The 25,035-nt window shown below is 69.9% G+C and carries 20 protein-coding genes and 3 pseudogenes; 5 read left to right on the top strand and 18 right to left on the bottom strand.

The genetic code is table 11. The annotated features are described in order from the left end of the window. Positions 1–31: 31 nt before the first annotated feature. Entirely contained in the window at positions 32–1,213 is a 1,182-nt protein-coding gene (locus OOK40_RS19365) for an ROK family transcriptional regulator (protein ID WP_266483169.1), read from the bottom strand. A gap of 176 nt (positions 1,214–1,389) precedes the next feature. On the opposite strand from OOK40_RS19365, the gene OOK40_RS19360 reads away from it, so the two are divergent. Further along, positions 1,390–2,220 (top strand): NAD(P)H-binding protein, encoded by an 831-nt coding sequence (locus OOK40_RS19360; RefSeq protein ID WP_266483166.1) that lies wholly within the window; start codon positions 1,390–1,392, stop codon positions 2,218–2,220. Between the two features lie 213 nt (positions 2,221–2,433). Here the strand turns inward: OOK40_RS19360 and OOK40_RS19355 are convergent, their stop codons facing one another. Then, positions 2,434–2,910 carry an NUDIX domain-containing protein gene (locus OOK40_RS19355; RefSeq protein WP_266483163.1) on the bottom strand — a complete coding sequence of 159 codons (477 nt, stop codon included), beginning with the start codon at positions 2,908–2,910 and terminating at the stop codon, positions 2,434–2,436. 19 nt (positions 2,911–2,929) lie between these two features. Further along, positions 2,930–3,868 (bottom strand): beta-ketoacyl-ACP synthase III, encoded by a 939-nt coding sequence (locus tag OOK40_RS19350; RefSeq protein WP_266483159.1) that lies wholly within the window; start codon positions 3,866–3,868, stop codon positions 2,930–2,932. Positions 3,869–4,072: 204 nt separating this feature from the next. Here OOK40_RS19350 and fdhD point away from each other — a divergent pair, with 204 nt between their 5' ends. Continuing rightward, on the top strand, positions 4,073–4,936 hold the full coding sequence (gene fdhD / locus OOK40_RS19345) for a formate dehydrogenase accessory sulfurtransferase FdhD (RefSeq protein ID WP_266484437.1): 864 nt from the start codon (positions 4,073–4,075) through the stop codon (positions 4,934–4,936). 81 nt (positions 4,937–5,017) lie between these two features. On the opposite strand, the pseudogene OOK40_RS19340 reads toward fdhD, so the two are convergent. From OOK40_RS19340 to OOK40_RS19325, 4 genes and pseudogenes are all read right to left on the bottom strand, one after another. Beyond that, a pseudogene (locus tag OOK40_RS19340) lies at positions 5,018–5,659 on the bottom strand (histidinol-phosphatase); the annotation flags it as partial. Then, positions 5,656–6,317: pseudogene (locus tag OOK40_RS19335) on the bottom strand (metallophosphoesterase); the annotation flags it as partial. The pseudogenes OOK40_RS19335 and OOK40_RS19340, both read right to left, overlap by 4 nt. A gap of 136 nt (positions 6,318–6,453) precedes the next feature. Continuing rightward, positions 6,454–6,858, bottom strand: coding sequence for a (2Fe-2S) ferredoxin domain-containing protein (locus tag OOK40_RS19330; protein WP_266483156.1), 405 nt, complete (start codon positions 6,856–6,858; stop codon positions 6,454–6,456). Positions 6,859–7,121: 263 nt separating this feature from the next. Beyond that, positions 7,122–7,275 (bottom strand): annotated as a pseudogene (locus tag OOK40_RS19325) (leucine zipper domain-containing protein); the annotation flags it as partial. Between the two features lie 307 nt (positions 7,276–7,582). Between OOK40_RS19325 and OOK40_RS19320 the strand changes: the two are divergent. Further along, positions 7,583–8,542 (top strand): hypothetical protein, encoded by a 960-nt coding sequence (locus OOK40_RS19320; RefSeq protein WP_266483153.1) that lies wholly within the window; start codon positions 7,583–7,585, stop codon positions 8,540–8,542. Here the strand turns inward: OOK40_RS19320 and OOK40_RS19315 are convergent. Then, on the bottom strand, positions 8,539–9,579 hold the full coding sequence (locus tag OOK40_RS19315) for a bile acid:sodium symporter family protein (RefSeq protein WP_266483149.1): 1,041 nt from the start codon (positions 9,577–9,579) through the stop codon (positions 8,539–8,541). The two genes, OOK40_RS19320 and OOK40_RS19315, sit on opposite strands and share 4 nt — an antisense overlap. A gap of 123 nt (positions 9,580–9,702) precedes the next feature. Here OOK40_RS19315 and OOK40_RS19310 point away from each other — a divergent pair, with 123 nt between their 5' ends. Beyond that, complete coding sequence (locus OOK40_RS19310) at positions 9,703–10,578, top strand: LysR substrate-binding domain-containing protein (RefSeq protein ID WP_266483146.1); 876 nt, start codon at positions 9,703–9,705, stop codon at positions 10,576–10,578. 369 nt (positions 10,579–10,947) lie between these two features. Continuing rightward, positions 10,948–12,747: a long-chain fatty acid--CoA ligase gene (locus tag OOK40_RS19305; protein ID WP_266483143.1), complete on the top strand. Its 1,800-nt coding sequence runs from the start codon at positions 10,948–10,950 to the stop codon at positions 12,745–12,747. 75 nt (positions 12,748–12,822) lie between these two features. On the opposite strand, the gene OOK40_RS19300 is transcribed toward OOK40_RS19305, so the two are convergent. The 10 genes from OOK40_RS19300 to pqqB all read right to left on the bottom strand — a co-directional run bounded on the left by OOK40_RS19300 (position 12,823) and on the right by pqqB (position 25,028). After that, positions 12,823–13,839 (bottom strand): chitinase, encoded by a 1,017-nt coding sequence (locus OOK40_RS19300; protein WP_266483139.1) that lies wholly within the window; start codon positions 13,837–13,839, stop codon positions 12,823–12,825. Positions 13,840–13,844: 5 nt separating this feature from the next. Further along, positions 13,845–15,548 (bottom strand): CBM35 domain-containing protein, encoded by a 1,704-nt coding sequence (locus OOK40_RS19295; protein WP_266483136.1) that lies wholly within the window; start codon positions 15,546–15,548, stop codon positions 13,845–13,847. Positions 15,549–15,592: 44 nt separating this feature from the next. Continuing rightward, positions 15,593–17,776, bottom strand: coding sequence for a discoidin domain-containing protein (locus tag OOK40_RS19290; RefSeq protein ID WP_266483132.1), 2,184 nt, complete (start codon positions 17,774–17,776; stop codon positions 15,593–15,595). After that, the gene (locus OOK40_RS19285) at positions 17,773–19,509 is read right to left on the bottom strand and encodes a glycosyl hydrolase family 28 protein (RefSeq protein ID WP_266484435.1); all 1,737 of its coding nucleotides are present in this window, start codon (positions 19,507–19,509) and stop codon (positions 17,773–17,775) included. The genes OOK40_RS19290 and OOK40_RS19285 overlap by 4 nt, the downstream gene beginning before the upstream one ends. A 210-nt stretch (positions 19,510–19,719) precedes the next feature. After that, on the bottom strand, positions 19,720–20,496 hold the full coding sequence (locus OOK40_RS19280) for a heparin lyase I family protein (protein WP_266483128.1): 777 nt from the start codon (positions 20,494–20,496) through the stop codon (positions 19,720–19,722). Between the two features lie 6 nt (positions 20,497–20,502). Further along, positions 20,503–21,732 carry a glycoside hydrolase family 88 protein gene (locus OOK40_RS19275; protein WP_266484431.1) on the bottom strand — a complete coding sequence of 410 codons (1,230 nt, stop codon included), beginning with the start codon at positions 21,730–21,732 and terminating at the stop codon, positions 20,503–20,505. 314 nt (positions 21,733–22,046) lie between these two features. After that, positions 22,047–23,141, bottom strand: a complete 1,095-nt coding sequence (pqqE, locus tag OOK40_RS19270) for a pyrroloquinoline quinone biosynthesis protein PqqE (RefSeq protein WP_266483125.1) — start codon at positions 23,139–23,141, stop codon at positions 22,047–22,049. After that, on the bottom strand, positions 23,138–23,413 hold the full coding sequence (gene pqqD / locus OOK40_RS19265) for a pyrroloquinoline quinone biosynthesis peptide chaperone PqqD (RefSeq protein ID WP_266483122.1): 276 nt from the start codon (positions 23,411–23,413) through the stop codon (positions 23,138–23,140). Before pqqD ends, pqqE begins: the two co-directional genes overlap by 4 nt. Then, a complete protein-coding gene (gene pqqC, locus OOK40_RS19260; protein ID WP_266483118.1) occupies positions 23,410–24,135 on the bottom strand; it encodes a pyrroloquinoline-quinone synthase PqqC in 726 nt (241 codons plus the stop codon). Before pqqC ends, pqqD begins: the two co-directional genes overlap by 4 nt. After that, positions 24,132–25,028 carry a pyrroloquinoline quinone biosynthesis protein PqqB gene (gene pqqB / locus OOK40_RS19255; protein WP_266483115.1) on the bottom strand — a complete coding sequence of 299 codons (897 nt, stop codon included), beginning with the start codon at positions 25,026–25,028 and terminating at the stop codon, positions 24,132–24,134. Before pqqB ends, pqqC begins: the two co-directional genes overlap by 4 nt. Between the last annotated feature and the right edge of the window lie 7 nt (positions 25,029–25,035).

Below are 25,035 nucleotides of genomic sequence, written 5' to 3'. Positions count from 1 at the left end.
ACGTGCGGGTCGTACGTACCGGCCTGCTGGATCAGGCCGGCGAGAACAGGTGGTCGCTGATGAGCCGGGCCGCGCCGATCACTCCGGCGGTCGGGCCCAACTCGCCCAGCACGATGGGCAGATTGCCGGTCGCCAGCGGCAGCGACTGGCGGTAGACCTGGGTGCGCACGCTCGCCAGCAGCGTGTGGCCGAGGCCGGTCACCCCGCCGCCGATCACCACGAGCCCCGGGTTGAAGAAGCTGACCAGTCCGGCGATGACCTGGCCGACGCGGTTGCCGCCCTCACGGATGAGTGCGAGCGAGGTGGCGTCGCCCGCGGCCGCGGCTGCCGCGACATCGATCGCCGTGAGCCGGCCCGCCGTCTCCAGTCTGGCGGCGAGTTCCTCCGACCGGCCGCTGCGGGCCGCGTCCTCGGCGTCGCGGGCGAGCGCGGCACCGCTGAAGTGGGCCTCCAGGCAGCCCTTGTTCCCGCAGGCGCAGGCACGACCGTCCGGTTCGACCTGGATATGGCCAATGTCGCCGGCGCTGCCCGTCGTACCGCGGTAGACCTCACCGCCGACGACGATGCCGCAGCCGATGCCCGTGCCGATCTTGACGCAGAGGAAGTCGCCCACGGAGCGTGCGACGCCCGCGTGCTGCTCCCCCATCGCCATCAGGTTCACATCGTTGTCGACCATGACCGGGCAGCCGAGGTCCTGGCTGAGCGCCTCGCGTACGGGGAAGCCGTCCCAGCCGGGCATGATCGGCGGAGCGACCGGCACGCCCTCGGGGAAACGGACCGGACCGGGGACGCCGATGCCCGCGCCGTCGAAGCCCTCGGCGAGTCCGGAGGCTTTGAGCTTCGCCGCCATCGACAGCACCTGCTCGAAGACGGCGACCGGGCCCTCGCGGACATCCATGGGGTGGTTGAGGTGGCCGAGCACTTCTAGCTCGGCGTTGGTGACGGCCACGTCGATGGAAGTGGCGCCGATGTCGACGCCGAGGAAGCGCAGCGCGGGGGCGAGCCGGATGTTGTGGGAGCGACGCCCGCCGCGGGAGGCGGCGAGGCCGTCGGCGACGACGAGCCCGGTCTCCAGCAGCCGGTCGACCTCGACGGCGAGCTTGGAACGGGACAGATCCACCTGGTCGCCCAGCTGGGCACGGGAGTTGGGCCCGCCGTCGCGCAACAGCCGGAGCAGTCGCGCCTGGTGCGCGTTCGCGGGTCGAGCGGTCATGCGTCTCACGTGCACTCCCCGCCTTCTCGGCCGTGTCCGTCCTTCTTTCGAGGGGAACGTAGCAGCGCTTTCTCCAACTGGGAAGAACTTGCGCGGGGTTCTGGTACAACTTTCTCCACACTCGGGACAAAGATCTGATCGTCGAGGTCGTCGAGAAGCTGCGAGAAGGGAATCGCATGATCCTGGTGACAGGTGCCACGGGGAACGTGGGATCGGCGCTGGTCCGCCGGCTCGCCGAGGCGGGCGAGCCGGTGCGCGGCCTCAGCCGCGGCGGCGACCCCTCGAAGCTCCCGCCGGGCGCGGAGGCCGCGGCGGGCGATCTCAACGACCCGAAGTCGCTGCTCCCCGCCCTCGCCGGAGTACGAGCGGTCTTCCTGATGCCGGGCTACGCGGACATGCCCACGACGCTGGCCGAGATCAGGGCGGCCGGGGCCGAACGCGTGGTGCTGCTGTCGGGCAGCTCCGCCGGAAGCAGCGACCTCGACAATGCCATCTCCCGCTACATGGTTGAGTCCGAGACCGCGGTACGGGAGTCCGGGCTGCCCTGGACCTTCCTGCGGCCCAGCGCCTTTATGACCAACACGCTTGAGTGGGCACCCCAGTTGCGCGCGGGGGATGTGGTGCGCGCGCCGTGGGCGGGCGTACGGATCGCGAACATCGACCCGTCCGACATCGCGGCGGTCGCGGCGGCGGCACTGCGCACCGGCGACCACGAGGGCCGCGTCTACGCCCTGTCCGGGCCCGAATCACTCCTCCCGGCGGACCGGGTGCGGATCCTGGGCGAGGTGCTCGGCCGTGAACTGCGCTTCGAGGGGCAGTCGGACGAGGAGGCGCGGGCGGAGATGAGCGCGGCGATGCCGGAGCAGTACGTCGACGCGTTCTTCAGCTTCTACTCGGCGGGGGCGCTGGACGAGTCGCGGGTGATGGGGACGGTGCGGGAGGTGACGGGGCGGGAGCCGGGGACGTTCCGGGCGTGGGCGGAGGCGCATGCGGGGGCGTTCGGGTAGGCGGGAGGTTCCGCTGCGCGGGGCTGTTCACACCCCGCCCTCCCCCTACGGCCTGGCGGCCGTGGGAGGTACCCCCATCCCGAACTGGGGGCAAGCCCCCAGACCCCCGTATGCGACCTTCGGCCGCATGTCCTCAAACGCCGGACGGGCTGAATAATTCAGCCCCTCCGGCGTTTGAGGAGCGGGGTCTGGGGCGGAGCCCCAGCGATCGGCTCACGTCAGGCCGGATTCGAGCAGCTCCTCCAGCCGGTCGATGAAGACCCGCTGCCCCGTCACCAGCTTCTCCCTGGCCTCGTCCAGGCCGAACCACTCGGCCCGGTCGATCTCGGGGAACTCCTGCATACGGCCCGAGCCGCGCGGCCACTCCATGGTGAAGGTCCCCGGCACCACGAGGTCCGTGTCGAGGTCGCCCTCCAGCGCCCATGCGGTGACGATCTTCCCGCTGGTCTGGCGGGCATCACCGAGCGGCTGCCAGTCGCCCTCGGGCGGCGCCAGGCCCAGTTCCTCCTCGAACTCCCGCCGGGCGGCAGCCATCGGCTCCTCCTCCGGGGTGTACTCCCCCTTCGGCACGGACCAGGCCGCGGCGTCCCGCCCCTCCCAGAACGGCCCTCCCATATGGCCGAGGAGCACCTCGATGTCCGGACTCCGCCTGCGGTACAGCAGCAGGCCCGCGCTTCGTTTCGCCACCATGCCGTTCAGTGTGCCCGGCTCAGGGACAGCGGATGACCTGACCCGCGTACGAGAGGTTGCCGCCGAAGCCGAAGAGCAGCACCGGGTCGCCCGAACGGATCTCGCCGCGCTCGACGAGTTTGGAGAAGGCCATGGGGATCGAGGCGGCCGAGGTGTTGCCGGACTCCACAACATCGCGGGCGATGACGGCGTTGACCGCACCGATCTTGTGGGCGACGGGCTCGATGATCCGCAGGTTCGCCTGGTGGAGGACGACCGCGGCCAGTTCCTCGGGGGTGACGCCCGCCCGCTCGCAGACCTTGCGGGCGATGGGCGGGAGCTGGGTGGTGGCCCAGCGGTAGACGGACTGGCCCTCCTGGGCGAAGCGGGGCGGCGTGCCCTCGATCCGTACGGCATGGCCCATCTCGGGGACCGAGCCCCACAGCACCGGGCCGATCTCCGGTTCCGCGCTCGCCTCGATGACGGCCGCGCCCGCACCGTCGCCGACGAGCACGCAGGTGGAGCGGTCGCTCCAGTCGACGATGTCCGCCATCTTGTCGGCGCCGATGACCAGCGCACGGGCGGCGGCCCCGGCCCGTACGGCGTGGTCGGCCGTGGCGAGCGCGTGCGTGAAGCCGGCGCAGACGACATTGAGGTCCATGACGGCGGGCGAGCCCATGCCGAGACGGGCCGCGACGCGGGCGGCCGTGTTGGGCGAGCGGTCGATCGCGGTGGAGGTGGCGACCAGTACGAGATCGATGTCGGCCGGTGTGAGACCGGCGGAGGCGAGCGCCTTCGCGGCGGCGTGCGCGGCCAGCTCGTCGACCGGCTCGTCGGGTCCTGCCACATGCCGGGTCTCGATCCCGACGCGGCTGCGGATCCACTCGTCGCTGGTGTCGACCATCTCCGCCAGGTCGGCGTTGGTGAGCACCTTTGCGGGCTGGTAGTGGCCGAGCGCGACGATGCGTGAGCCGGTCATGAGCGGTCCCCCTGGGTGCGGACAGTGGAATTACCCAGTCTTGGCGGCTACCACCGGGTACGACGGCATGTGATCCCACAGGATTCGGGGGCCGGAATTTGGAGCTTCCCGAAGGGTGCTGAGTCGCTGGGCCCTGTACATGCAGGAGAATGAGATCTCCAGGTCACCTCGCCGCACGACCGTACAGAATCGGAATTGATCGCCATGGGACGGGTCACCGAGCGCCGCCGCACCATCCGCATCAGGGACGGCGCGGTCTCGTCCCGCCCGGACACCCTCGTGGCCGAGGAGCCCCTGGAGATCCGTCTCAACGGCAAAGCGCTCGCGATCACCATGCGCACCCCGGGCGACGACTTCGCGCTCGCGGCGGGCTTCCTGGTCAGCGAGGGTGTGCTCGGGTCCGCGGACGAGCTGCAGTCGATCGTGTACTGCGCCGGGGCCACGGTGGGGGCACCCCCAGCGGTAGCTGGGGGAGGCACCAACACCTACAACGTGGTGGACGTGCGGCTCGCGCCCGGTGTGCCCGTGCCCGACATCACCCTTGAGCGCAACGTCTACACCACGTCCTCCTGCGGTCTGTGCGGCAAGGCGAGCCTGGACGCCGTACGCACCACCGCCCGCTTCCCGATCGCCGACACACCCCCTGTCCGCGTCGAGCCCTCGCTGCTCGCCGCCCTCCCCGACCGGCTGCGGGCGGCACAGCGGGTCTTCGACCGGACCGGCGGTCTGCACGCCGCGGCGCTCTTCTCCGAGGAGGGCGAGCTGCTCGACATACGGGAGGACGTCGGCCGCCACAACGCCGTCGACAAGCTCGTCGGCCGGGCCCTGCAGGACGGGCGGCTGCCGCTGTCCCGGGTGATCCTTCTGGTCTCGGGGCGCGCGTCGTTCGAGCTGGCGCAGAAGGCGGTCATGGCCGGGATCCCGGTGCTCGCCGCGGTCTCCGCGCCGTCCTCGCTCGCCGTCGACCTGGCCGCCGAAACGGGTCTGACCCTGGTCGGCTTTCTGCGCGGCGCCAATATGAACGTGTACGCGGGCGACGAGCGCATCGCCCTGGGCACCGGGGTCTGAAACGCCCCCGCCGGCCGGGACAAGGACCCGGCCAGGCGGGGAGCGCCCGTGCGCGGGCCGGGTCCCTTCGTGTGCTCTTCGTCAGCGGACGACGTCCACGAAGACCGGGTTGGTGTAGCACCAGGTGTCCGCCCACGCGTCGCCGTTGCCCGGCTCGTGCGGAATCGGTCCGTGCGGGTCGATCGCCGCGCCCAGGAAGCCGGGGCCGTTGCGCTTGCCGTCGCTGCCGCGCAGCCGTACGTAGAAGGACTCCTCGGCCTTCCCCAGCGGGATGCGCAGCGTGTACCGGCCCGTGCGGCCAGCGACATCGGCCGTGTGCACGACCTTGGTGTCGGGTGCGCGCCACTCGTCGCGGTCGGCGGCCGGGCCGCACACCGCGCCGCGGATCACGTCGAGGTGGGCGAGCCGAGGCACTTCGCCGTGGTGGTTGGGGCGGGTGGCGGTGGTGACGGTGACGTTGAGGACGATCTTCTCGCCGCGGCGTACGCGCAACCTGCTGCCCAGAGTCACGCCGCGGCCGATGCCGTGCTCCCTGTTCACCCGTACGTCGACGCCGTCGAGCAGCTGGCCGTGGTCGACCCAGACCCGGCCGGCCCGCAGCCCGGCCATCACATGGCGGTAGCCGTAGCGGGTCACACCCACGTGCGTACGGCTGAACTGGCCCGGCCAGAAGTCGCTGCCGGGCTGCGGCTCGGTGGTGTCGACCGGGTCCGGGAGACGGCCTTGACACCCCTGGCCCAGGCGAGCGAGGCCGCCGAGGGCCGCCAGTCCAGGGCGAGGACCAGCCATTCGCGGCCGGCGGCGCGGAAGAGGTGGTACGTGTTGTAGCCGTCGGGCGTGGCGCCGCCGAAGGTGGGGAGCCGGCGCAGGCGCTGCGGGCCGAAGGCGTCAAGGTAGGGGGTGCGGCCGCGCTGGTCGTCGGTCGAGGACTTGATGTCGTGGTTGCCGGCGACGACGCTTAGCCGACGCGGCGCCGGTCCAGGAGCTCGAACGCCTCGCTCAGCGGCCCGAATTCGCCCGGCTGCCCGTTCTCGGTGAGATCGCCCAGGTGGGAGAGGAAGACGATGTTCTCGTCGCGGCCGTGGTCGAGGATGTAGCGCAGGGAGGCCTTGACGGGGGCGGCGTGGATGCTGGCGCCGTCGAAGAGGTACTGGGTGTCCGGCATGACGACGAAAGTGAATCTCTGACTGTCCGGGTCGGGACGCCAACTGGCAACGTTGTCAGCGGACTTCTGCTGGGGAAGCGCCGCGGCGGGCGTGGCGGTGGCGAGTCCCGCTGCCGCGGCCGCGGCGGCCGCGCCCGTGAGTCCGGTGGCACGCAGGAACGTGCGACGGCTGGCGGCGGGGAGGGGACCGTCGGGCTGGTGGAGGGGACTGGACATGGACGTCTCCGCGGTGCGTTCGTCGGGGTGAACGGTGAGCACGCTAGGCGAAGGGGTCGGGCACGGCGGGGCCGGAGCGGGGACGTCCGGACGAAGACTGGGTGAACGAGGCGGCGGGCCCGCGTGTGACGGTGGGTCAGCGGGCCCGGCGACGGGCCTCGGAGGGCGGCGGGATCATCTGGAGCGCGAGGGTGGCGGGGGGTTCGGCCACGCCGGGACCGCCGGCGGCGACCCACTCCAGCACGTCGTCCGTCGCGTCGTCGTCGAGCGCCCAGCCGATCCAGGCCGCACGGGCTCCCCGGCGGCGGGCCTCGGTGGTGGGCTGGACCACGATCACGTTCGCCTGACCACAGGGGCCGAGGCAGTCGCTCGTACGGACCGCGAGTCGCCCACCGGAGCCCGCGGCGGCTTCGCGCAGCCGAGCCAACTGCCCGTCGTGGTCGGTGCCGGGGTTCTTGCGGGGGTCGCCACAGCAGCACCCGCGGCATACGACGAGGGTGCAGGGGCGGGGGCGGTGGGGGCGTGTCGCGTACGTCGTCACCTGGCGATCTTGCCAGTCGGGGGGTGGGGGGTGCGGTGCGGGGTTGCCTGGTGCGGATTGGGTACGGGGTGCGGCGTTACCCGGTGCGGTTTCCGTGCGGGGCGCGGGGTCACCCGGTGCCGCGGGGTGGGCGTCCGGCGGCACGGGGTGCGGGGTTACCCGGTGCGGCGGGGTGGGCGGGTCCGTGGTGCCGGCCGCGACGCTGCCCGACGCCGCGCGGTGGCCGTTTGGGGTCCGCTCCGGGGTAGAGCCGGGACGCTTACATCTCCCTCCGCCCGCCACCGGCGGACCCACTTGTGGGCGGTGGCCCCCGAGATGCCCATTTCTGCGGCCACGTGAGCGACCGGGCGGCCGGAACGGACGTTCAACCAGCAGCCACCTCCCGAAGACGGTCAGCCGGGCATCAAAGTGGGACACGACCTCCGTGCGGTGAAGATTCGACACCTCCACCACACACGGAGGCCTTTGCCATGATCAAGACCCGCGAGTGCTAACAACGCGTCGCGATCACTACACCTGGGACGACCAGGGGTCGTCCGGCGCGGCGGTTGTCCGTCCGCCGCCCGGCCGTTTTCTTCCGCCCGTGTGACAGACCGGGGGAATGGCCCCGCTGAGCCGGGTGGAGCAGTGGGCTGGCGGGGCCGCGAGCCCGTTTCGAGACTGAGCCCCATGAATCACCGACAAACAATCCCTCGGATCGCGCGCCCGGTTGCTGGCCGCCCTCGTGGCGGGACTGTTCCTGCTGGCGGGCGCACCGAGCGCGTTCCCGCTCTCCCGCGACGGCGCGAGCGTCGCCGCCGGCTGCGTCTCCACACCGGGCGCGTACCGGGCCGCGTGGGAGGCGCGCGAGGTCCGGTGCGTGGCGCCGTCCCTCTTCGGGACCACGTACGCCCGGGGCCAGACCTCCCTCTACCCGAGCGGCTTCCGCTACGCCTGGGCCGGCTCCAGCACCAACCTGGAGCAGTACCTGAAGCTGCGCGCGCGGTACGGCGACCAGCCGGCCAAGGTCGGCATCGGCGTCCTGTCCTACGTCGGCTACCCGGGACTGGACGACTGGTCGACGCCGACCGATCTGGAGGTCTACACGCTGCCGTCCGGCGTCCGTGCGCAGGTGCCGGCCTTCGAGACCTGGTTCCGGCTGCTCGACGAGGAGTTCGGTACGACGGGGGCGTATCCGCTCGCGGCCCAGCGCGACCTGGTCGTCGCGTACTCCCGGCTGGACCGGGGTGAGGACGTCGTCGGGGCGTTCGAGGAGGTCACCGGCTGCCGCCGCGACGCACTGCTCGCGGGTGAGGCTCCCTCGGCGGAGATCGGCTGCGACCGCTCGTTCCTCGGCGCGCTGGCGGCTGGCCCGTCCCCGTACGACGGCGGCGACTCCCGGACGTGCTTCGCGAACTTCCAGACGCGCTACCGGGGCCACCGGGACGCTTCGGCGCTGCGGGGCGCGCTGTTCCAGTGCCAGGACGCCGGGTTCCTCAACACCGGTGTGGGGCTGGGGTACAACACGTACGCCAATCCGTTCATGTGTCAGCCCGCCGACCGGCAGAGCGTGCGGGAGAGGTACACCGGCCGCGAGTTCATCCTGCCGAACGCCCCCTTCACCGCCCTGCCGAGCCATGTCACCATCCCGCTGGACCTGGGGGCACCGGGCCGGCGCGGCTTTCTGCACGCGGGTTACTGCTAGGGCCTTTCCTTTGTCTGACTGCCCCAGTTTCGGGAAGGGGCGGGGTGGGGGAACGGCACCGCGGTCACCACGTCCCGCGCCCGCCGCTTCGCGATCACCGCGCACACCATCAGCTGCATCTGATGGAAAAGCATCAACGGCAGCACCGCCACAGCCGCCTGCGCCCCGAACAGCACGCTCGCCATCGGCAGCCCCGCCGCCAGGCTCTTCTTCGAGCCCGCGAACTGGATCGCGATCCGGTCCTCCCGGCCGAAGCCGAGCCGCTTCGCGCCGTACCAGGTCAGCGCGAGCATCGCCGCGAGCAGCAGCGCCTCGACCAGGAGCAGCGCGCCGAGGCGCAGGGGCGTGACCTGGTGCCAGACGCCCGCGACCATGCCTTCGCTGAAGGCGGTGTAGACGACGAGCAGGATCGAGCCCCGGTCGACGTAGCCGAGCGCCTTCTTGTGGCGGAGCAGGAAGCCGCCGATCCATCGTCTGAGCAACTGCCCTGCCAGGAACGGCACAAGCAGCTGCAGGACGATCTTCAGCAGGGAGTCCGCGGAGAAGCCGCCCCCGGTGCCGCCGAGCAGCAGGGCCGCGAGGAGCGGGGTCAGGACGATGCCCGCGAGGCTGGAGAAGGAGCCCGCGCAGATCGCCGCGGGGACGTTGCCGCGGGCGATGGAGGTGAAGGCGATCGAGGACTGGATCGTCGACGGGACAAGGCAGAGGAAGAGCAGGCCGCTGTAGAGCTGCGGCGTGAGCACCAGCGGTTCGAGGCTTCGGGCGGCGATGCCGAGGAGCGGGAAGGCCAGGAATGTCGCGCCCAGCACGGTCAGGTGGAGCCGCCAGTGCCGTAGCCCGTCGAGGGCCTCGCCTGTGGACAGTCGCGCGCCGTACAGGAAGAAGAGCAGCGCGACCGCCCCGGTCGATGCTCCGCCCGCAATGTCCGCCGCCGCTCCCGACGCCGGGAGCAGTGCCGCGAGGACCACCGTCCCGAGCAGCGCCAGGATGTACGGATCGACCGGCAGCCAGGACGGCAGCTTCGTGCGGCGGCTCATGTGCTCCACTTGCTCTCGGGTCGGGACGGGCCCTCTCCATGCTGCCGCCGAGAGGGGCGATCGGGAATCCCGTATACCGCTCTGACTGTCATCACGTATCGCGATGACGCGTAGCCTCGAAGGATGTACGACCCGGCCCAGCTGCGTACCTTCCTCGCGGTCGCCCAGACCCTGAGCTTCACCCAGGCCGCCCGTCGGCTCGGTCTGCGTCAGTCGACGGTGAGCCAGCATGTGCGGCGGCTGGAGGAGGCGACAGGGCGCCCGTTGTTCACCCGGGACACGCACAGCGTGGAGCTGACCGAGGACGGCGAGGCGATGCTCGGTTTCGCCCGGACGATCCTGCAGGCGCACGAGCGCGCGTCCGCGTTCTTCGCGGGGACGCGGCTGCGCGGACGGCTGCGTTTCGGGGTCTCCGAGGACTTCGTACTGACCAGGCTCCCGGAGATCCTGCAGGCGTTCCGGCGCGATCACCCGGAGGTCGATCTGGAACTCACGGTCGAACTGTCGGGCACCCTGCACGAGCGGCTGGAGGCGGGCCGGCTCGATCTGGTGCTGGCCAAGCGGCGGGCGGGTGACACGCATGGCGAGCTGGTCTGGCAGGACACCCTGACCTGGATCGGCGCCCCGCAGCTGCGGCTGGACCCGGACCGCCCGGTCCCGTTGATCGTCTTTCCGCCGCCGGGGATCACGCGCGCCCGCGCTCTGGAGGTCCTGGAGGCCGACGGCCGCGCCTGGCACATCGCCTGTACGAGTACGAGCCTGAGCGGTCTGATCGCGGCGGCGCGGGCCGGGCTCGGCGTGATGGCCCACACCCGCGGGCTGATTCCGCCGGGCCTCGTCCCGGTTCAGGCCCGTGCGGGTCTGCCCGAGCTCGGCGATGTGGACTTCGTCCTGCTGCACGGCCGCCGCGCCGGAGCGGACCGGGAGGCGCGGGGGGCGGCGGACGCTCTGGCGGCGTCGATCCTCGCGGGCGGGGACCGGCTGCACCGCGGTGGGTGACAGCGGGCTGACGAGGGCTGCGGTGTCGCGGCCGACGGCGTTCGGCGCGGCGGCTTTCGGTACGATAACAACCGTCCGGCCGACCGCATCGACGGCGCAGGTACGGACCAAGGCCCGGCAGGCGTAGAGCGACGGTGAGCGCACCGTACAGATTCGGTGGAGATTCCGGCCCGGCGTACTTACCGTGGGGTCAGAACCCCGCCCGGGCCTGCACCATGTTGCCGGACATCTGCACCTGACCTGTGGTGATGCCATTCGTCCACAGTTCATGAAGCCTCTCCCGCCCCGCGGCGGCGTGGGGTAGCGTCACGGCGCTGTGCGGGGAGCGCCACAAGGAGCAGGCCATTGCGCGAGTTCACTGTCCCACCCATGGCCGCGGCGCCTCAGGTAGGCGGACTTGCGGACGCGGTCTTCGACCATGCCGAGGACGATCCCGAGCGGGTCGCCCTCGGACGCAAGGATGCCTCGGGCAACTGGCAGGACGTGAGCTCCGCGCAGTTCCGCGACGAGGTGCTGGCCCTGGCCAAGGGGCTGCTCGCGCACGGTGTGCGGTTCGGGGACCGCGTCGCGATCATGTGCCCTACGCGCTACGAGTGGACGCTCTTCGACTTCGCGCTGTGGACCGTCGGCGCCCAGTCGGTGCCGGTCTATCCCACCTCCTCCGCCGAGCAGGTCTTCTGGATGCTGCACGACGCCGGGGTCTCGGCCTGCATGGTCGAGCACGAGGACCACGCCATGACCATCGGCTCGGTCATCGACCGGCTGCCTCAGCTGAAACGGCTGTGGCAGCTGGACGCCGGGGCCGTCGCCGAGCTGCTGGAGGCGGGCGCGCACATCGACGACGAGGTGGTGCACCGCCACCGGCGGGCGGTGACTCCCGACTCGATCGCCACCGTGATCTACACCTCCGGCACCACCGGCCGCCCCAAGGGCTGTGTGATCACCCACGCCAACTTCATGTTCGAGACCGACACCCTGATCGAACGCTGGGAGCCGGTGTTCCACTCCAAACCCGGCGACGAGGCCTCGACCCTGCTCTTTCTGCCGCTCGCCCATGTCTTCGGGCGGATGGTCGAGGTCGCGGCGGTGCGCGGCCGGGTCAAGCTCGGCCATCAGCCGGTGCTGCAGGCGAGCGCGCTGCTGCCGGACCTGGCGGCGTTCCGGCCGACGTTCATCCTGGCTGTGCCGTACATCTTCGAGAAGGTCTTCAACGCCGCGCGCCGCAGGGCGGAGGCCGACGGGAAGTCGGGCCCGTTCGACAAGGCCGTCGACGTGGCGGTGAGATACGCGGAAGCCATGGAGCACCGGGCCTTCGGGCTCGGCCCGGGACCGTCGGCGGGGCTGCGCATGCAGCACCAGTTCTTCGAGAAGGTCGTCTACGGCAAGGTTCGTGACGCGATGGGCGGCCGCGTACGGCACGCGATGTCCGGCGGCTCGGGCATGGACCGGCGGCTCGGGCTCTTCTTCGAGGGCGCGGGCGTCACCGTCTTCGAGGGATACGGACTCACCGAGTCGACGGCGGCGGCAACCGCGAACCCGCCGGAGCGCACGCGCTACGGCACGGTCGGCCAGCCGATCCCCGGCACCACGGTGCACATCGCCGAGGACGGCGAGGTGTGGCTGCACGGAGCGCACATCTTCGGCGGTTATCTCGGCGACCCGAAGTCCACCGATGCCGTACTGCACGACGGCTGGCTGGCCACCGGCGATCTCGGGGCGCTCGACGAGGACGGCTATCTGACCATCACCGGGCGCAAGAAGGAGATCCTGGTGACCTCGGGCGGCAAGAGCGTCTCACCCGTGGGCCTTGAGGAGCGTGTGCGCAACCATCCGCTGGTGGCGCAGTGCATCGTCGTCGGCAACGACCGTCCGTACATCGCGGCGCTGGTCACCGTGGACCAGGAGGCCGTCGACCACTGGCTCGCCATGCAGAACAAGGCACCGCTTGCGCCCGCCGACTTGGTGCGCGACCCGGATCTGGAGATGGAGATCCGCCGGGCCGTGGTGGCCGCCAACACCCTGGTGTCCAAGCCCGAGTCCATCCGTACGTTCCGGATCCTGGCGCATCCCTTCAGCGAGGAGCACGGTCTGCTCACACCCTCGCTGAAGCTCAAGCGGAAGGCGATCGAGGCGGCTTACTCGGTCGAGGTGGACGCGCTCTACCACTGAGGTGAACTGCCCGGCGCGGGGCAGGAGTTCCGCGCCGGGCAGCGGTCGGCGAAGGCTCGTGCCGCCGACGGGGTGTCAGCCCCCGTACTGGGCCACGATCTTGGTGTAGGCGTAGGGGGACTGAGAGACACCGCTGCAGGCGTCCGCGTCCCCGCCCGAGCCGCAGCTGCGGTCGCGGTTGACGGACCAGAAGGCGTAGCGCGCGATGTGGTGCTGCTGCGCGTACGCGAGGATCGTCCTGAAGTCGTTCAGTGTGACGGTCTCCCCGGCCACGTCGGTCTTGCCGTTCATCGACGAGACGCCGATGTGCTGGTAGGCGGCGGAGTCGCTGTATCCGTATGCGCTCTTGACCGCGCTCTTGAGGCCTTCGAGTGCGCTGACCGAGGCCTGGCCCATGGTGCCGCTGTGGCCGCCGAAGTCGAAGGGCATGATCACCCAGGCGTCCGCGGCCAGACCCGACCTGGCGCCGCGCTTGATCAGGTCCTTGCCGGTGGCGTCCGGGCCGCTGGGGGTCGTGCCCATGGTGATGTAGGTGACGATGCCGGGGTTCTTCTGCTCGACGATCTTCAGCGCGTCGACGACGCGCTGGCGCACGGTCGCGTTGCCGAATTCGCTCGCCTCGATGTCGATGTCGAAGGCTTTGAGCCTGTACGCGTCGATCACCTTCTGGTACGCCCCGGCGAGCGCGGTGGCGCTGGAGCACTTCTCGCCGAGCTTCGCACCGCTCCAGCCGCCGACGGAGACGACGATGTCGCCGCCCGCCGCGCGGATGGACTTGATGGCCGACTCGTCGGAGCCGCCCTTGAGGGCGCGGCTGCCGTCCCACTTCGGGTTGCAGCCGCCGTCGGAGAGGATGAAGGCGAGCGTGAACCACTTCACGCCCGTCGCCGCCATGACGTCGGTCGGCTTCTGGGGGCTGCCCCAGCCGAGGTATTCGTACGGTGCCGCGGCCATCGCGCCCGGCGCTTTCGGGGCGGCATCGGGTGCCGCGCCGGCGACCGCCGGGGAGGCCGCCATCGCCAGGGAGCCCAGCAGTCCGGTGACTGCGGCGCCGATCGCGGAGTTACGGAGCCGTTTGGTGGGGGGTCGCACGTCGGTTATCCCCTGTCGAGGTAGTCGATGTTGGGTGCGCCGTTCGCCGTGGTGGCGGTGACGCGTACGGTGTTCGAACCCGCCTTGAGCGGGACGGTGAGGGTGGAATCGGCCCAGGTGGTCCACGCGCCGGTGGCGTCGAAGGCCCGGCCCGCGGAGACGACGGCGCCGTTGACGGATATGTCCATCGGCCGGCCCGCCGTGGTGCCGTTGGCGTAGCGGATGGTCAGTTCGGCATCCCGGGCGGTCGCCGATTCGACCGTCCACTCGACATACGCGCCTGCGGCGTTGGCCGTGTTGACGAAGCCCGTGCCGCTGAAGCCGCCGTGGTCGGTGTCGACGCTCGCCCCGGTGCTGTAGGAGGCGTTCTCGGCCTCGTACCGGACGGTGGTGCCCGACTGCGGGGTGGCCCGGATCAGCCGGGTCTCCCCCGGTCGCAGGGTGACGCTGTACGAGCCGTTGACGAGGCCACCGCTCTGGCCCGACCAGAGGTCGGTGACGGCAGCGGCTCCGGAGAAGCCGACCTGGGACCAGTTCACGGCGACGCTCTGGTTGCCGGAGGTGCCGGTGTTGAAGAGGGCGACGATGTAGTCGCCATTCGGCTCGCGCTTGCTCCAGACCTGCTGGGGGCCGGAGTTGACGATGCGTCTGGCGGCGACACCGTCCTGGTTGACCGCGATCAGCCGGTCGTTGGTGAGCATCGCCTTGTCGGTGGCGTTGAGCGCGGTGAGGTCGGTGCCGAGCAGCAGCGGGGAGGCGGCCATCGCCCACAGCGTCATGTGCGAGCGTCGCTGGTCGGCGTTGAGGCCGACCTGGTCGCCGTTGCCGATCTCGAGTGAGTCCAGGTCGTTCCAGCCGCCGGGTCCGGCGTACTGCTGCCAGTTCGCCGCCGAGTTGAACCGGGAGGTGATGTGGTTCCAGTCGGTGAGCGGGAAGCCGCTGCCGTTGGGTCCGGGGCCGCAGTAGCACTCGACATCGCCCTGCGTGCGCCAGCTGTTGGCGAGCTGTCGCCAGGTGGGGGCGTCGGCGATGGCGAGGTTGTTGGAGAGTGCGTAGTTGATGGGGCGGCCCGATGCGCGCAGAGCCTTGTCCCAGGCACGCACGTCGGGAATGTCGTGGCTGCCGACGCCGTCGATCTTGAGGTAGTCGACTCCCCAGGAAGCGAACTGGCGGGCCCAGGAGTTCACGAACTCCTGGGAGCCGGGCTTGCTGTAGTCGATGTAGTACATGTTTTTGCAGTTGTAGTTCTTCTCCAGCTTGGACGTGTCGGCGATGTCCTTCGCGTGGTACGAGGTCCCTTCGATCGGCGTGTTCTTGGTGACGGCGTTCTTGGCGATACCAGGCGTGACGTAGAAGCCGAACTTCAGCCCCTTGGAGTGGATGTAGTCGGCGAGCGCCTTGATGCCCGAGGGGAATTTCGCCGAGTCGACGGCCCAGCGCCCGTACTGGTCGACTGTGAAGCCGTTGGAATCGCACTTCTGGTAGAAGTCGTCGAGGTTGACGTAGAGGTAGCCGTGGTCCTTGAGACCGCTGCTGACCAGGGCGTCCGCCTGGGCCTTCAGCTTGGCCTCGGTGGGCTGGCGGCGTACGAAACTCCAGCTGGACCAGCCCATCGCGGGCCGGACGGACAGGCCGTTGTCGGACGCGGCGGCCGGTGGCGGGGCCGCGGTCAGTCCGGCGGCGGCAAGGGGTATCGCGAGCGCTCCCACCAGCAGGGCTCTCAGGGGCGGGGGGGTTGGGGGGCGTCCCCCCATTAGACGCAGCATGGCGCCTCCACATCGAGGTGGTCGAGGTTGGGTGCGCCGTTCGCGCCGGTGGCGGTGACGCGTAAGGAGTTGGCCCCGGCGGCGAGCGGGACGGTCAGGGTCGAGTCGGCCCAGGTGGTCCAGGAGCCGGTGCCGTCGAAGGTCCGGTTCGGGGAGACGACCGTGCCGTTGACGGAGACATCCAGCGGGCGGCCGGTCGTAGTGCCGTTGGCGTACCGGATCGCGATCGAGGCGCTGCGGGCGGTGGCCGACTGCACCGTCCACTCCACATACGCGCCCGCCGCGTTCGGCGTGTTGACGAAGCCGGTGCCCGTGAAGCCGGTGTGGTCCGAGTCGACGGTCGAGCCCGTCGAGTAGGCCGCGTCCTCGGCCTCGTACCGGCTGGGCGTCGGAGTGGTGCCGCCCCCTGCGTAGGCGCTGGCGATCCACGCCTCGTCGATCCGCAGCCGCTTGTATCGGGTCGAATCGCTCGATGCCGCATGGGTGTTGACCACTTCGAGACGGACATGGCGGTTGGTCGTCGCGGGGATGTCGATGACGGCGACGCCTCGGCGGCTGGGCAGGGTGCCGGTCCTGACCGGGCTTCCCCAGGTGGTGCCGTCGTTGCTGACGTACACCCGGTAGTCCCTGATCCGGGCGGACTGCTCAGTGCCGGAGCGTGCGTAACTGACCGAGTCCTCCCGCTGGTTGACGCCGATGTACTGCACCCGCTTCGCGGATCCGAGGTCGAAGCGGAGCGAGACGGGCGTGGTCTTGTTGCTGTCCCAATAGGTGCGGTAGTCGCCGTCGGCGGCGGCCGCGGCCCCGTGTCCGCCCGCCGACGCGCTGGCGCTCATCGTGTACGAGGAGGCGGGGATGATGCCTTCGCGTCCGGCCGTGATGACCTTGAAGACGGTGTCGTACGGGTCCCAGCCGCCGAGTCCGGTGAGGCTGAGGATGCCGCCGCTCTGGCTGTACGCAAGGGGCGCACCGGTACGGAGGTTGGTCACGCCCGTCACCCGGTAGCCGTTGTCCCGCAGCCGCAGGGTGGAGGCGGAGGGCGGGGTCAGCACATGGATGTAGTGCTTGTCCGGGTCGGCCCTGCTGACGGTGGTGACGCCGTGGGAGCCGTCGTTCCAGAACCCGGGCGCGAGGCCGCCGTGCAGGTAGCCGCCGCCCTCGGTGCCGTGCAGCGACTCGGCGATGGCGTCGAGATAGCCCTTGGCGAAGTTGTTGAACGCGACCTGGTTGCCCGGGAGTCTGCCGTTGACCATCGCCGTCTCGGCCATCAGCGCCTTCACCGAGGAGCCTGCGTTGGTGATGAGCCGCCCGAGGGTGAGCTTGCGGTCGACGGCCGGATCGGAGCCGGTGTACCACCACGATCCGGTGGAGGGGAGCTTGAAGTCGGCCTCGACCAGCCGGGGCGCCGCCGTGTAGACGGCCTGCGGGTAGTCGTACGACGGGCTCATCCCCGTCTTCTGCTCATTGCTGATCATGTCCATGATCGGCGTGTCTTCGTTGTTGTTGCTGATCGTGTAGTTCGGGCGCTTCTGGTACACCTGCGCGTAGAGGTTGCGGCTCTCCCAGTACGCGTTGTCGTTGTCGATCCAGAAGCCTCCGAGGTCCGGATAGCGGTCCATGACCTCGAAGAAGTTGTCGTAGCTGAACTCCCCGAAGCCGTCGCGGCCGGTCAGGTCGACGGTGCGGCCCTTGTACGTCGAGTACGCCGCCGAGTCGAGCCATTCATGGCCGCCCTCGTCGTGCCACTGAGGGTCGTCGGTCATGTAGAGGATCGTCTTGAGGCCCTTGGCCTTGGCGGCGGTGATCAGCTCACCGAGGAAGTCGCGCTTGGTACTGCAGCTTCCGGGGATCTTGGACGGCCAGGGGCGGGCGTAGCCGAGGCGGCTGTGGAACGTGGCGAGCACGAGGTACTGGGTGTGCAGCTTCTGCGCTTCCTGCACCCAGTAGTCGGGCGTCCAGCCGCCGCCCGTGACATCGGACTCCCACTGGCTGCAGCTCGTGTGCGAGGGGGTGGTGCGCTGGCCCCAGTGCAGGAAGAGACCGCCGACGGAGGAGCGCAGGAAGTCCTGGCGCGGGTGTTCCAGATCGGCGCGGGCGGGGCCCTGCAGGGTGAGCGTGCCGAGGAGCAGCGCGCCCACCAGCACCAGCCGCGCCAAGAGGCGTCTGGTCATGCCGGGCCGTCCAGACAGTCGAGGTTGGGTGCGCCGTTCGCGGTGGTGGCTGTGGCGCGGACGGTGTTGGCTCCGGCCTTGAGCGCGACGGGCACGGTGACCGTGCGCCAGGTGGACCAGGCGCCGGTGCCGGCGAAGGGGGAGGCGGCGGCGACAGTGACTCCGTTGACGGCGATGTCCAGCGGGCGGGATGTGGTGGTGCCGTTGGCGTAGGCGATGACGAGGTCGGCGCTGCCCGCCTCGGTGGCGTTCACCGTCCACTCCACGTACGCGCCCACGGTGTTGGGGGTGTTGACGAAGCCCGTGCCGGAGTAGCCGGTGTGGTCGGAGTCGACGGTCGAGCCGGTGGAGTACGCGGCGTTCTCGGCCTCGTACCGCATGGGCGAGGGTCCGCCGCCGCAGTTCTGGCTGGAGCCGGTCTGGCTGACACGCAGAGGGCCGCCGCTCGTGTTGGCGCTGCCCGCGACGCAGTAGCCGTTGACCGACTGGAAGAGCAGATCGGACGGGCTGTTGCTGCCGCGCTGCGCGGTGAAGCGGTCGAAGCGGACGCCGGTGCTGTTGTTGGCGATGACGGAGGGCCTGCCGTCATTCGCCGCGAAGCGCACCTCGCTGTCGGTGAAGCGGACGTTGTCGGCGTTGCGGATGTACCAGCCGTAGGCGGGGCGGGTGCCGATCGCCTTGGGGTTGTAGTCCTTCGGGTCGTTGCTCGGCGGGTTGGTGGACATGGTGCCGTTGCCGCCGGGCACGGTGATGTCGACGTCTGTGAAGGTGATGTCGTGGATGCGGCCGCTCCCGGACTCGCCCCACAGGGTCGGCGAGAACGACGGGGTCGTGCCGTTGGCCTTGATGTTGGTGTACGTGATGTTGCTGATGGAGCCGACGCCGGGGTTGCTCCCACACCGTTTTCTCGTACCGACCTTCTGCATGATCGGCGAACGGACGTCGGTCATGGTGATGTCCTTGTAGTGGACGTCGGAGATCTTGGCGCCGTCCATGGAGACCAGACCGAGGCCGGACTTGTCCGAGCCCTTGATGGTGATCCGCTCGAAGCGGTAGTCGGTGAAGTCGCCGCAGGTCTCGGAGCCGAACATCAGCGCGTTGCAGCAGCCGGCGGAGAGATGGGAGTCGGTGACGGTGACATGCCCGTTGTTGAGCTTGGCGCCGAGCGCGTAGTCGCTCTTGAAGGCGAGCGCGTCGTCGTTCGCCTCCAGATGGGCGTTTGTGATCTTGACGTTGGTGGTGGAGATGATGTTCCAGCCGTCGCGGTCCATCGCCGTGTCGATGGTGAGACGGTCGGAGACGACGTTGTCGCAGTTGTTGATGAGCGCGGCGAAGTGGCCGCCCTCGCGCAGGGTGATGCCGCTGAGCGTGAGGTTCTTGCAGCGCGTCAGTGAAATGATCTTGTCGGCTTCGCCCGGCTTGGGGTTGCCGGTGATCAGCGCGCCGTCGCCGTCGATGACGCCGGAGCCGGTGAAGCCGATATTGCTGAGGTTGTCGCCGTAGATCATGGCGTTGTGGAAGTGACTGTGGCCGTAGTCCTGGTAGTCGTCCCACTGGTTCGGCTCGGGCGGGTCATAGGTGTCAGCGCCGTTTCCGCTGATCGTCGACCCCGCGTCGAGCTGCAGGGTGACATTGCTCTTCATCCTGATCGTGTTCTTGGACTCGTACGTCCCCGAGGGGAAGCGCACGATTCCGCCGCCCGCGGTGTTGGCGGCGGCGATGGCCTTGTTGATGGCCGCGGTGTCGTTGGTGGAGCCGTTGCCGACAGCTCCGTAGTCGCGGACGTTGAAACTCGGCCGCGGCGGGTGCGGGTGTCGTCGCGGCCGCGGTCCGCGGCGTTTCGGGCTCAGCCCCCGCCGGAGGCTGGGCGATGCCCAGCGCGAGCGCGAAGCCCAGTAAGGCGGTGGCGGCGGTTCTCCGTAAGCACTTCATGGTCGTCCTCCTCAGACGAGCTGGTAGCAGCGCATATTGGTGAGGAGCAGGTGGCAGTTCTGCAGCGAGCCCGAACTGTCGCCCAGGGAGCGGTAGATGCCCCACTTGGGGCGCACCCGGTCCGCGAGAAAGGTGTCGACGCCCGACTTGGACTTGTCGATCACCGTGGTTCCGCCGCTCTTGAGGATCCAGCGGACCGAGCCCGACGTACCGTTGCCGATCTTGATCTGGAAGTCGACGTCGGTCCACTTGTTGTGCAGCGGCTCCAGGTTCGTACGGCCGACGAGGACATCCCCCTCGATGACCTTGAGCTCGATGGTCTGTACGCCGTCGACGCGGCGCAGCGACTGCACGACGATCGGCGACGAGCCGGTGCCGGGCTGCTTCATCTGCATGATGTGCGTGAAGCTGGTGGTCGCCTTCAGCGTGCTGGGGATGTACATCGAGTACGTGACGCGCCAGGTCTGGCCGGACTTCCACTGGAGGAAGGAGCTGCCGTTGCGGCAGCCGGTGACCTCGTGGCGCTGCCGGTCCTTCATGGTGTCCCGGTCCACCGTGTGCATGGTGAACCGGAAGTTGTCGCCCTCGGCGGAGATGTGCGGCGCCCCGGCCGGGTGGGAGTCCGCCCGGTCGTCCTCGATCGTCTCGAAGGCCTTGAGCTTGTCGCTGCTCGCCGACGGCGACCAGCGCAGCTGCCACGATGCGGCGCTCGCCGTCGCGGCGGGCATGCCCGCCGCGACGGCACCGCCCAGCGCGGCGCCCAGAACGGTCCTTCTGGTGGGGGTCATTTGTTGTCACCTGGCCCGGAGTTGTTCGTTCATGATGAGAAAGGCACCGAGACCGTGGAAGTCATTGGTCTTCCGGTCGCGGTTGATGTAGTAGCTGTAGTTCCCGACATTTGTCCCGATGGAGATGTCGGTGAGATGGGTGAGACCGTCGCCGCCGGTCGAGATCTTTTCCAGCACGCCCTGATATCCGCGCTGCGCCACCTGTGCGTAGTGCGCGTCGACATATCCCTGCTGTGCCGAGCGGGAAAGGGCGAAGGTGAACATGCTGGAGCAGGAGGTCTCGGTCCAGTTGTCGCCGTGCGCGCCCTTGTCGACGACCTGGAACCAGCGGCCGGTGGCCTGGTCCTGGTATGTCTCGATGCCCGCGGCGAGCTTTCGCAGCACGGTCAGCAGCTGGGCCCGGCGGGGATGGCCGGCCGGGACGGCGTCCAGGACGTTGACGATCGCCATCGCGTACCAGCCGATGGCGCGGCACCAGTGCTCGGGTGCGAGTCCGGTCCCCGGATCGGACCAGCTCGCGTCGCGCGACTCGTCCCAGGCGTGCCTGAGCAGTCCGTTCGCCACCTGCAAGTGGCTGCCGTAGACGGCGAGTTGCGAGGTCGCCTCATTACTGGTGTACGCCGAGTCGCCGAATTCCTTTCCGTACTCGACGAGGAAGGGGTTCACCATGTAGACGCCGTCGGCCCACAGCTGGCTGCGCCGGGAATCCGAAGTCGAATGCCAGAATCCGCCGTCGGAGGTACGCGGATAGGTGGTGAGCCGATCCCGGATCTTCTTGGCGGCTTTCTGGTAGCGCGCCTGGCCCGTCTCGTGGTGGAGGATGTTCAGCAGCCGTCCCGCCTGCATGCTGTCGAGATTATTGAAGTTCTGCCCGATGTTTCCTCCGCTGTCGACGAAGCGGTCGACATAGCTTTTGATGTAGCTGAGGTAGCGGGCGTCGTGGGTGCGCTGATAGACGAGGTACTGGCCGTAGAGATACAGCCCCACGGGGTAGGACCAGCCGCCGATGGCGCTCGGGGAGTAGCGGGCCATCGTGGACTCGATCATGGCGATCGACCAGTCGGCGGTGGAGGCGTCTTCGCCGACGGTGAGCGAGTCGAGATTGGGGCCGCCGGCCGCGCCGGCGGAGGTGGCCCGTACGGCGTTGGTCCCCGCCTTGAGCTCCGCGGTGACGTTCTTGGTCTGCCAGCCGCTCCAGCTGCCGGTGGGGCCCAAGGCCAGGTCGTCGGCGACCAGTCGGCCGTTGACGGTGATGTCGAGCGGGCGGTTCGCCGTCGTGCCGTTGGCGAATCTCAGGGCCAGGATGGTGTTCGTCGTCTCGGCGGAGTCCACCGTGAACTCGACATGACTTCCGGCCGCGTTGTCGTAGTTGACGAATCCGGTTCCGGTGAATCCGGCGTGGTTGGCCTCCACGGCGCCCTGGTGGATGAGGGCGCTCTCGGCCTCGTACCGAACGGCCGCGGCCGAGATCGCGGGGTCCGCGCTCGCGGGCACGGCGGACAGGGTGCTGCCCGCGAGAGCGGCCGCCAGCAGCAGGGGAGTTGATCGCTTCATGATCCTTCCTTGCGGTAGGCGTACGCGGGTGCGGCCACCGGCACGGGGAGGCGCGGGCGGTCGACGAGATCGCGTACGAACGCGTGTTCCGGCGAGAGACGGCAGGCCGGATCGGTGCGGGTGGCGTCGCCGGTCAGGGCGTACGCCTGGCAGCGGCAGCCGCCGAAGTCCTTGGTGCGCAGCTCGCAGCTGCGGCACGGGTCCTGCATCCACTCCTCGCCGCGGTAGAGGTTGAAGGTCCTCGACTCGTGCCAGATCCACTCCAGGGAGTGGTCCTTGACGCTGGGGACGTCCAGGCCGGGCAGGGACGCGGCCGCCGGGCAGGGGTGGACCGTGCCGTCGGGTGCCACGGTGAGCGAAAGAGCGCCCCAGCCGCCCATGCAGGGCTTGGCGATGCCGTCGACGTAGTCGGGCACGACCCAGACGAGGTCCAGCCGGCCCGCCAGCCGGTTCCGCCATCGTTCGACCGCGGCGCGCGCGGCGGCGATCTGCTCACGGCCTGGCAGCAGGGCGTCCCGGTTGCGCAGGGCCCAGCCGTAGAACTGGGCGTTGGCGAGTTCGATCCGCTCCGCGCCCCAGTCCAGGGCGAGTTCGACGAGGTCGTCGAGCGCGTCGAGATTGGCGCGGTGGAGTACGACATTGAGGCCGAGGGGCAGATCCGCCTCGCGTACCAGCCGTGCGGCGCGCTCCTTGGCCGCGAAGGAGCGGGCTCCGGCGATGAGTTCGGAGGCGGCCCGGTCGGCGTGCTGGACGGAGAGCTGGACGCTGCGCAGCCCGGCGTCTATCAGCATAGCCAGTCGCTTCTCGTGCAGGCCGACCCCGCTGGTGACCAGCTGCGTATGGATTCCGGCGCCGTCCGCCGCGGCCACGATCTCGGGCAGATCCCGCCGCAGCAGCGGCTCTCCGCCGGAGAGATGGGACTGTACGACGCCCAGGTCGGCGGCCTGCCGGAACACCTCGGCCCACTGAGCGGTGGTCAACTCATCTGACCGACCGACCAGTTCGACGGGGTTGGAGCAATAGGCGCAGTGCAGCGGACAGCCGTGGCTGAGCTCGGCGAGTAGCGCCCAGGGCGGGTCGACGGATGTCACTTGAGCCAGCCCTCCTTGCGCAACCGCCCCAGAAACTCCGGGACTTCCTCGGCCACGGGCGCACCCGGATGCTGCTCGGCGAGCTCGGCCACGATCGCGCCGACGTCACGCACGCCGTCGCAGAGCCGCACGATGGATCCGGCGTTGCCCTGGAGCACGACCACCCGCTCGGGAAGTACGAGCAGATCGGCGCCGCGCACCCGGTCGTGCCGGAACACCACCGACCGCGAGAGCACGGGTTTCCAGGTGTCGCTTGTCGAGGTATCGGTCATGGCCGCTCCCCCGCGCCGTCCACTGCGTCGAGCAGCGACCAGAGCACATCGCACTTGAAGCGGAGGGCTGCCACGGCCGCCTCCTGCTCCCGCCGGGTCGCCGCCCAGGCAAGGACCAGGGCGAGGGCTTCTTCGCTGTCCCGGGCGCCCTGTCCGATGCGGCTCTGGAAGTAGACGAGTCCGTCGGCCTCGATCCAGCGGTAGTGGCGTTCGAAAGCGTCGATACGGGTGCGCATGATGGTCGGCGCGGCGAGTTCGGTGAGGGAGGCGGCGACGGCTTCGAGCGGGGAGCGCAGCCGGCAGAAGTTGACGTATCCGTCGACCGCGAGCCGTACGCCCGGGAGTACTTCCGCGCCCGACAGCAGCCGCTCCCGGTCGATCCCGGCGGCTTCGCCGAGCCGCAGCCAGCGCTCGATGCCGCCCTCGCCCTCCACCCGTCCGTCGTGGTCCTGGATCCGGCGCAGCCAGGAGCGGCGCAGCGAGGAGTCGTCGAACTTGGCGAGGATCAGCGCGTCCTTGACGGGGATGTGGCGCTGGTAGTGGAAGCGGTTGAGGATCCAGCGGCGCAACTCGTCGGGGCGCAGGGCGCCTTCGTGCATGCGCAGGTTGAAGGGGTGGCGGTCGTGGTAGCGCTCGGCGGGCACGGCGCGCAGCCGCGCCGTGAACTCCTCGGGGCTCCACAGCTCACCGGCGCCCGTTGCGGGCGGAGCGACTGTGCTCACAGCTCGATCACCATTCGGTCGGCGGCGACCTCGAGTCCCCAGTCGCCGAGCAGCGCATGCTGCGGGGCGTCCGGGTCCGCGAGGGGGTTGGTGTTGTTGAGGTGCGTGTAGAGACAGCGGGCGCGCAGCCCGCTGAGGCGGCGGGCGGTGCCGTTCGGCCCGGCGATGGGCAGATGGCCCATTCCGGTCGCGGTCCCGGCGGAAACTCCGGTGCGTACCGGCTCGTTGTCGTCCCAGAAGGTGCCGTCGAGGATGACGCAGTCGGCTTCCTCGACGGCATGCTGGAACTCGTCGCTCCAGTGGGCGAGGGCCGGTGCGTAGAGCAGGCTGCGGCCGGTCGTGGTCTCGCGCAGCCGGAGCGCGACGACCCAGGTGCGCTCGTCCTCTCCGGTGCCTGCGGCGTAGCGCGGCCGTTTGGCCGAGAGGGGTACGGCAGCCATCTCCACGGTGCCGCTCTTGGTCAGCGGTTCCGCTACGTGGCTCAACTCCCGCCACTCGATGCGGGTGTAGGGGGCGAGCACTTCGCCGAGTCTTAATCGTCCGAGCAGTGCGTCCCGTACCGGCCGGGTGGCGAGGATGTCGAAGCCGTCGGCCTCGCGCAGCCGGGCGATCCCGAGCGTGTGGTCGAGTTCGGCGTCGGTGAGGATCACTCCGGCCACGGGGGACTCGCGCCGGCCCGGCCCGGCCCGCAGCGCGTGGCAGTCCTCGATCTGATCACCGATGTCGGGGGTGGCGTTGACGAGAAACCAGCGGCTCTCGTCCGCGCGCAGGGCGAGTGAGGCGTGACGGCGGCGCCGGTGCGGGTGTGTGCGTGCCCCGGCGCAGCCGGGACACGCACAGTTCCACTGGGGCAGTCCGCCGCCCGCCGCGGTGCCGAGCACCTGCAGCAGCATGGCGGCG

It is taken from the genome of Streptomyces sp. NBC_01481 (assembly GCF_026339995.1).
Classification (GTDB): domain Bacteria; phylum Actinomycetota; class Actinomycetes; order Streptomycetales; family Streptomycetaceae; genus Streptomyces.
This window is presented reverse-complemented; position numbering and strand designations above follow the sequence as displayed.

Excerpts from the sequence above, each read along its gene's own strand:
- OOK40_RS19365 (WP_266483169.1), bottom strand. The coding sequence starts at position 1,213 with ATGACCGCTCGACCCGCGAACGCGCACCAGGCGCGACTGCTCCGGCTG.
- OOK40_RS19360 (WP_266483166.1), top strand. The coding sequence starts at position 1,390 with ATGATCCTGGTGACAGGTGCCACGGGGAACGTGGGATCGGCGCTGGTC.
- OOK40_RS19355 (WP_266483163.1), bottom strand. The coding sequence starts at position 2,910 with ATGGTGGCGAAACGAAGCGCGGGCCTGCTGCTGTACCGCAGGCGGAGT.
- OOK40_RS19350 (WP_266483159.1), bottom strand. The coding sequence starts at position 3,868 with ATGACCGGCTCACGCATCGTCGCGCTCGGCCACTACCAGCCCGCAAAG.
- fdhD (WP_266484437.1), top strand. The coding sequence starts at position 4,073 with ATGGGACGGGTCACCGAGCGCCGCCGCACCATCCGCATCAGGGACGGC.
- OOK40_RS19315 (WP_266483149.1), bottom strand. The coding sequence starts at position 9,579 with ATGAGCCGCCGCACGAAGCTGCCGTCCTGGCTGCCGGTCGATCCGTAC.
- OOK40_RS19310 (WP_266483146.1), top strand. The coding sequence starts at position 9,703 with ATGTACGACCCGGCCCAGCTGCGTACCTTCCTCGCGGTCGCCCAGACC.
- OOK40_RS19305 (WP_266483143.1), top strand. The coding sequence starts at position 10,948 with ATGGCCGCGGCGCCTCAGGTAGGCGGACTTGCGGACGCGGTCTTCGAC.
- OOK40_RS19290 (WP_266483132.1), bottom strand. The coding sequence starts at position 17,776 with ATGACCAGACGCCTCTTGGCGCGGCTGGTGCTGGTGGGCGCGCTGCTC.
- OOK40_RS19280 (WP_266483128.1), bottom strand. The coding sequence starts at position 20,496 with ATGACCCCCACCAGAAGGACCGTTCTGGGCGCCGCGCTGGGCGGTGCC.
- pqqD (WP_266483122.1), bottom strand. The coding sequence starts at position 23,413 with ATGACCGATACCTCGACAAGCGACACCTGGAAACCCGTGCTCTCGCGG.
- pqqB (WP_266483115.1), bottom strand. The coding sequence starts at position 25,028 with ATGCTGCTGCAGGTGCTCGGCACCGCGGCGGGCGGCGGACTGCCCCAG.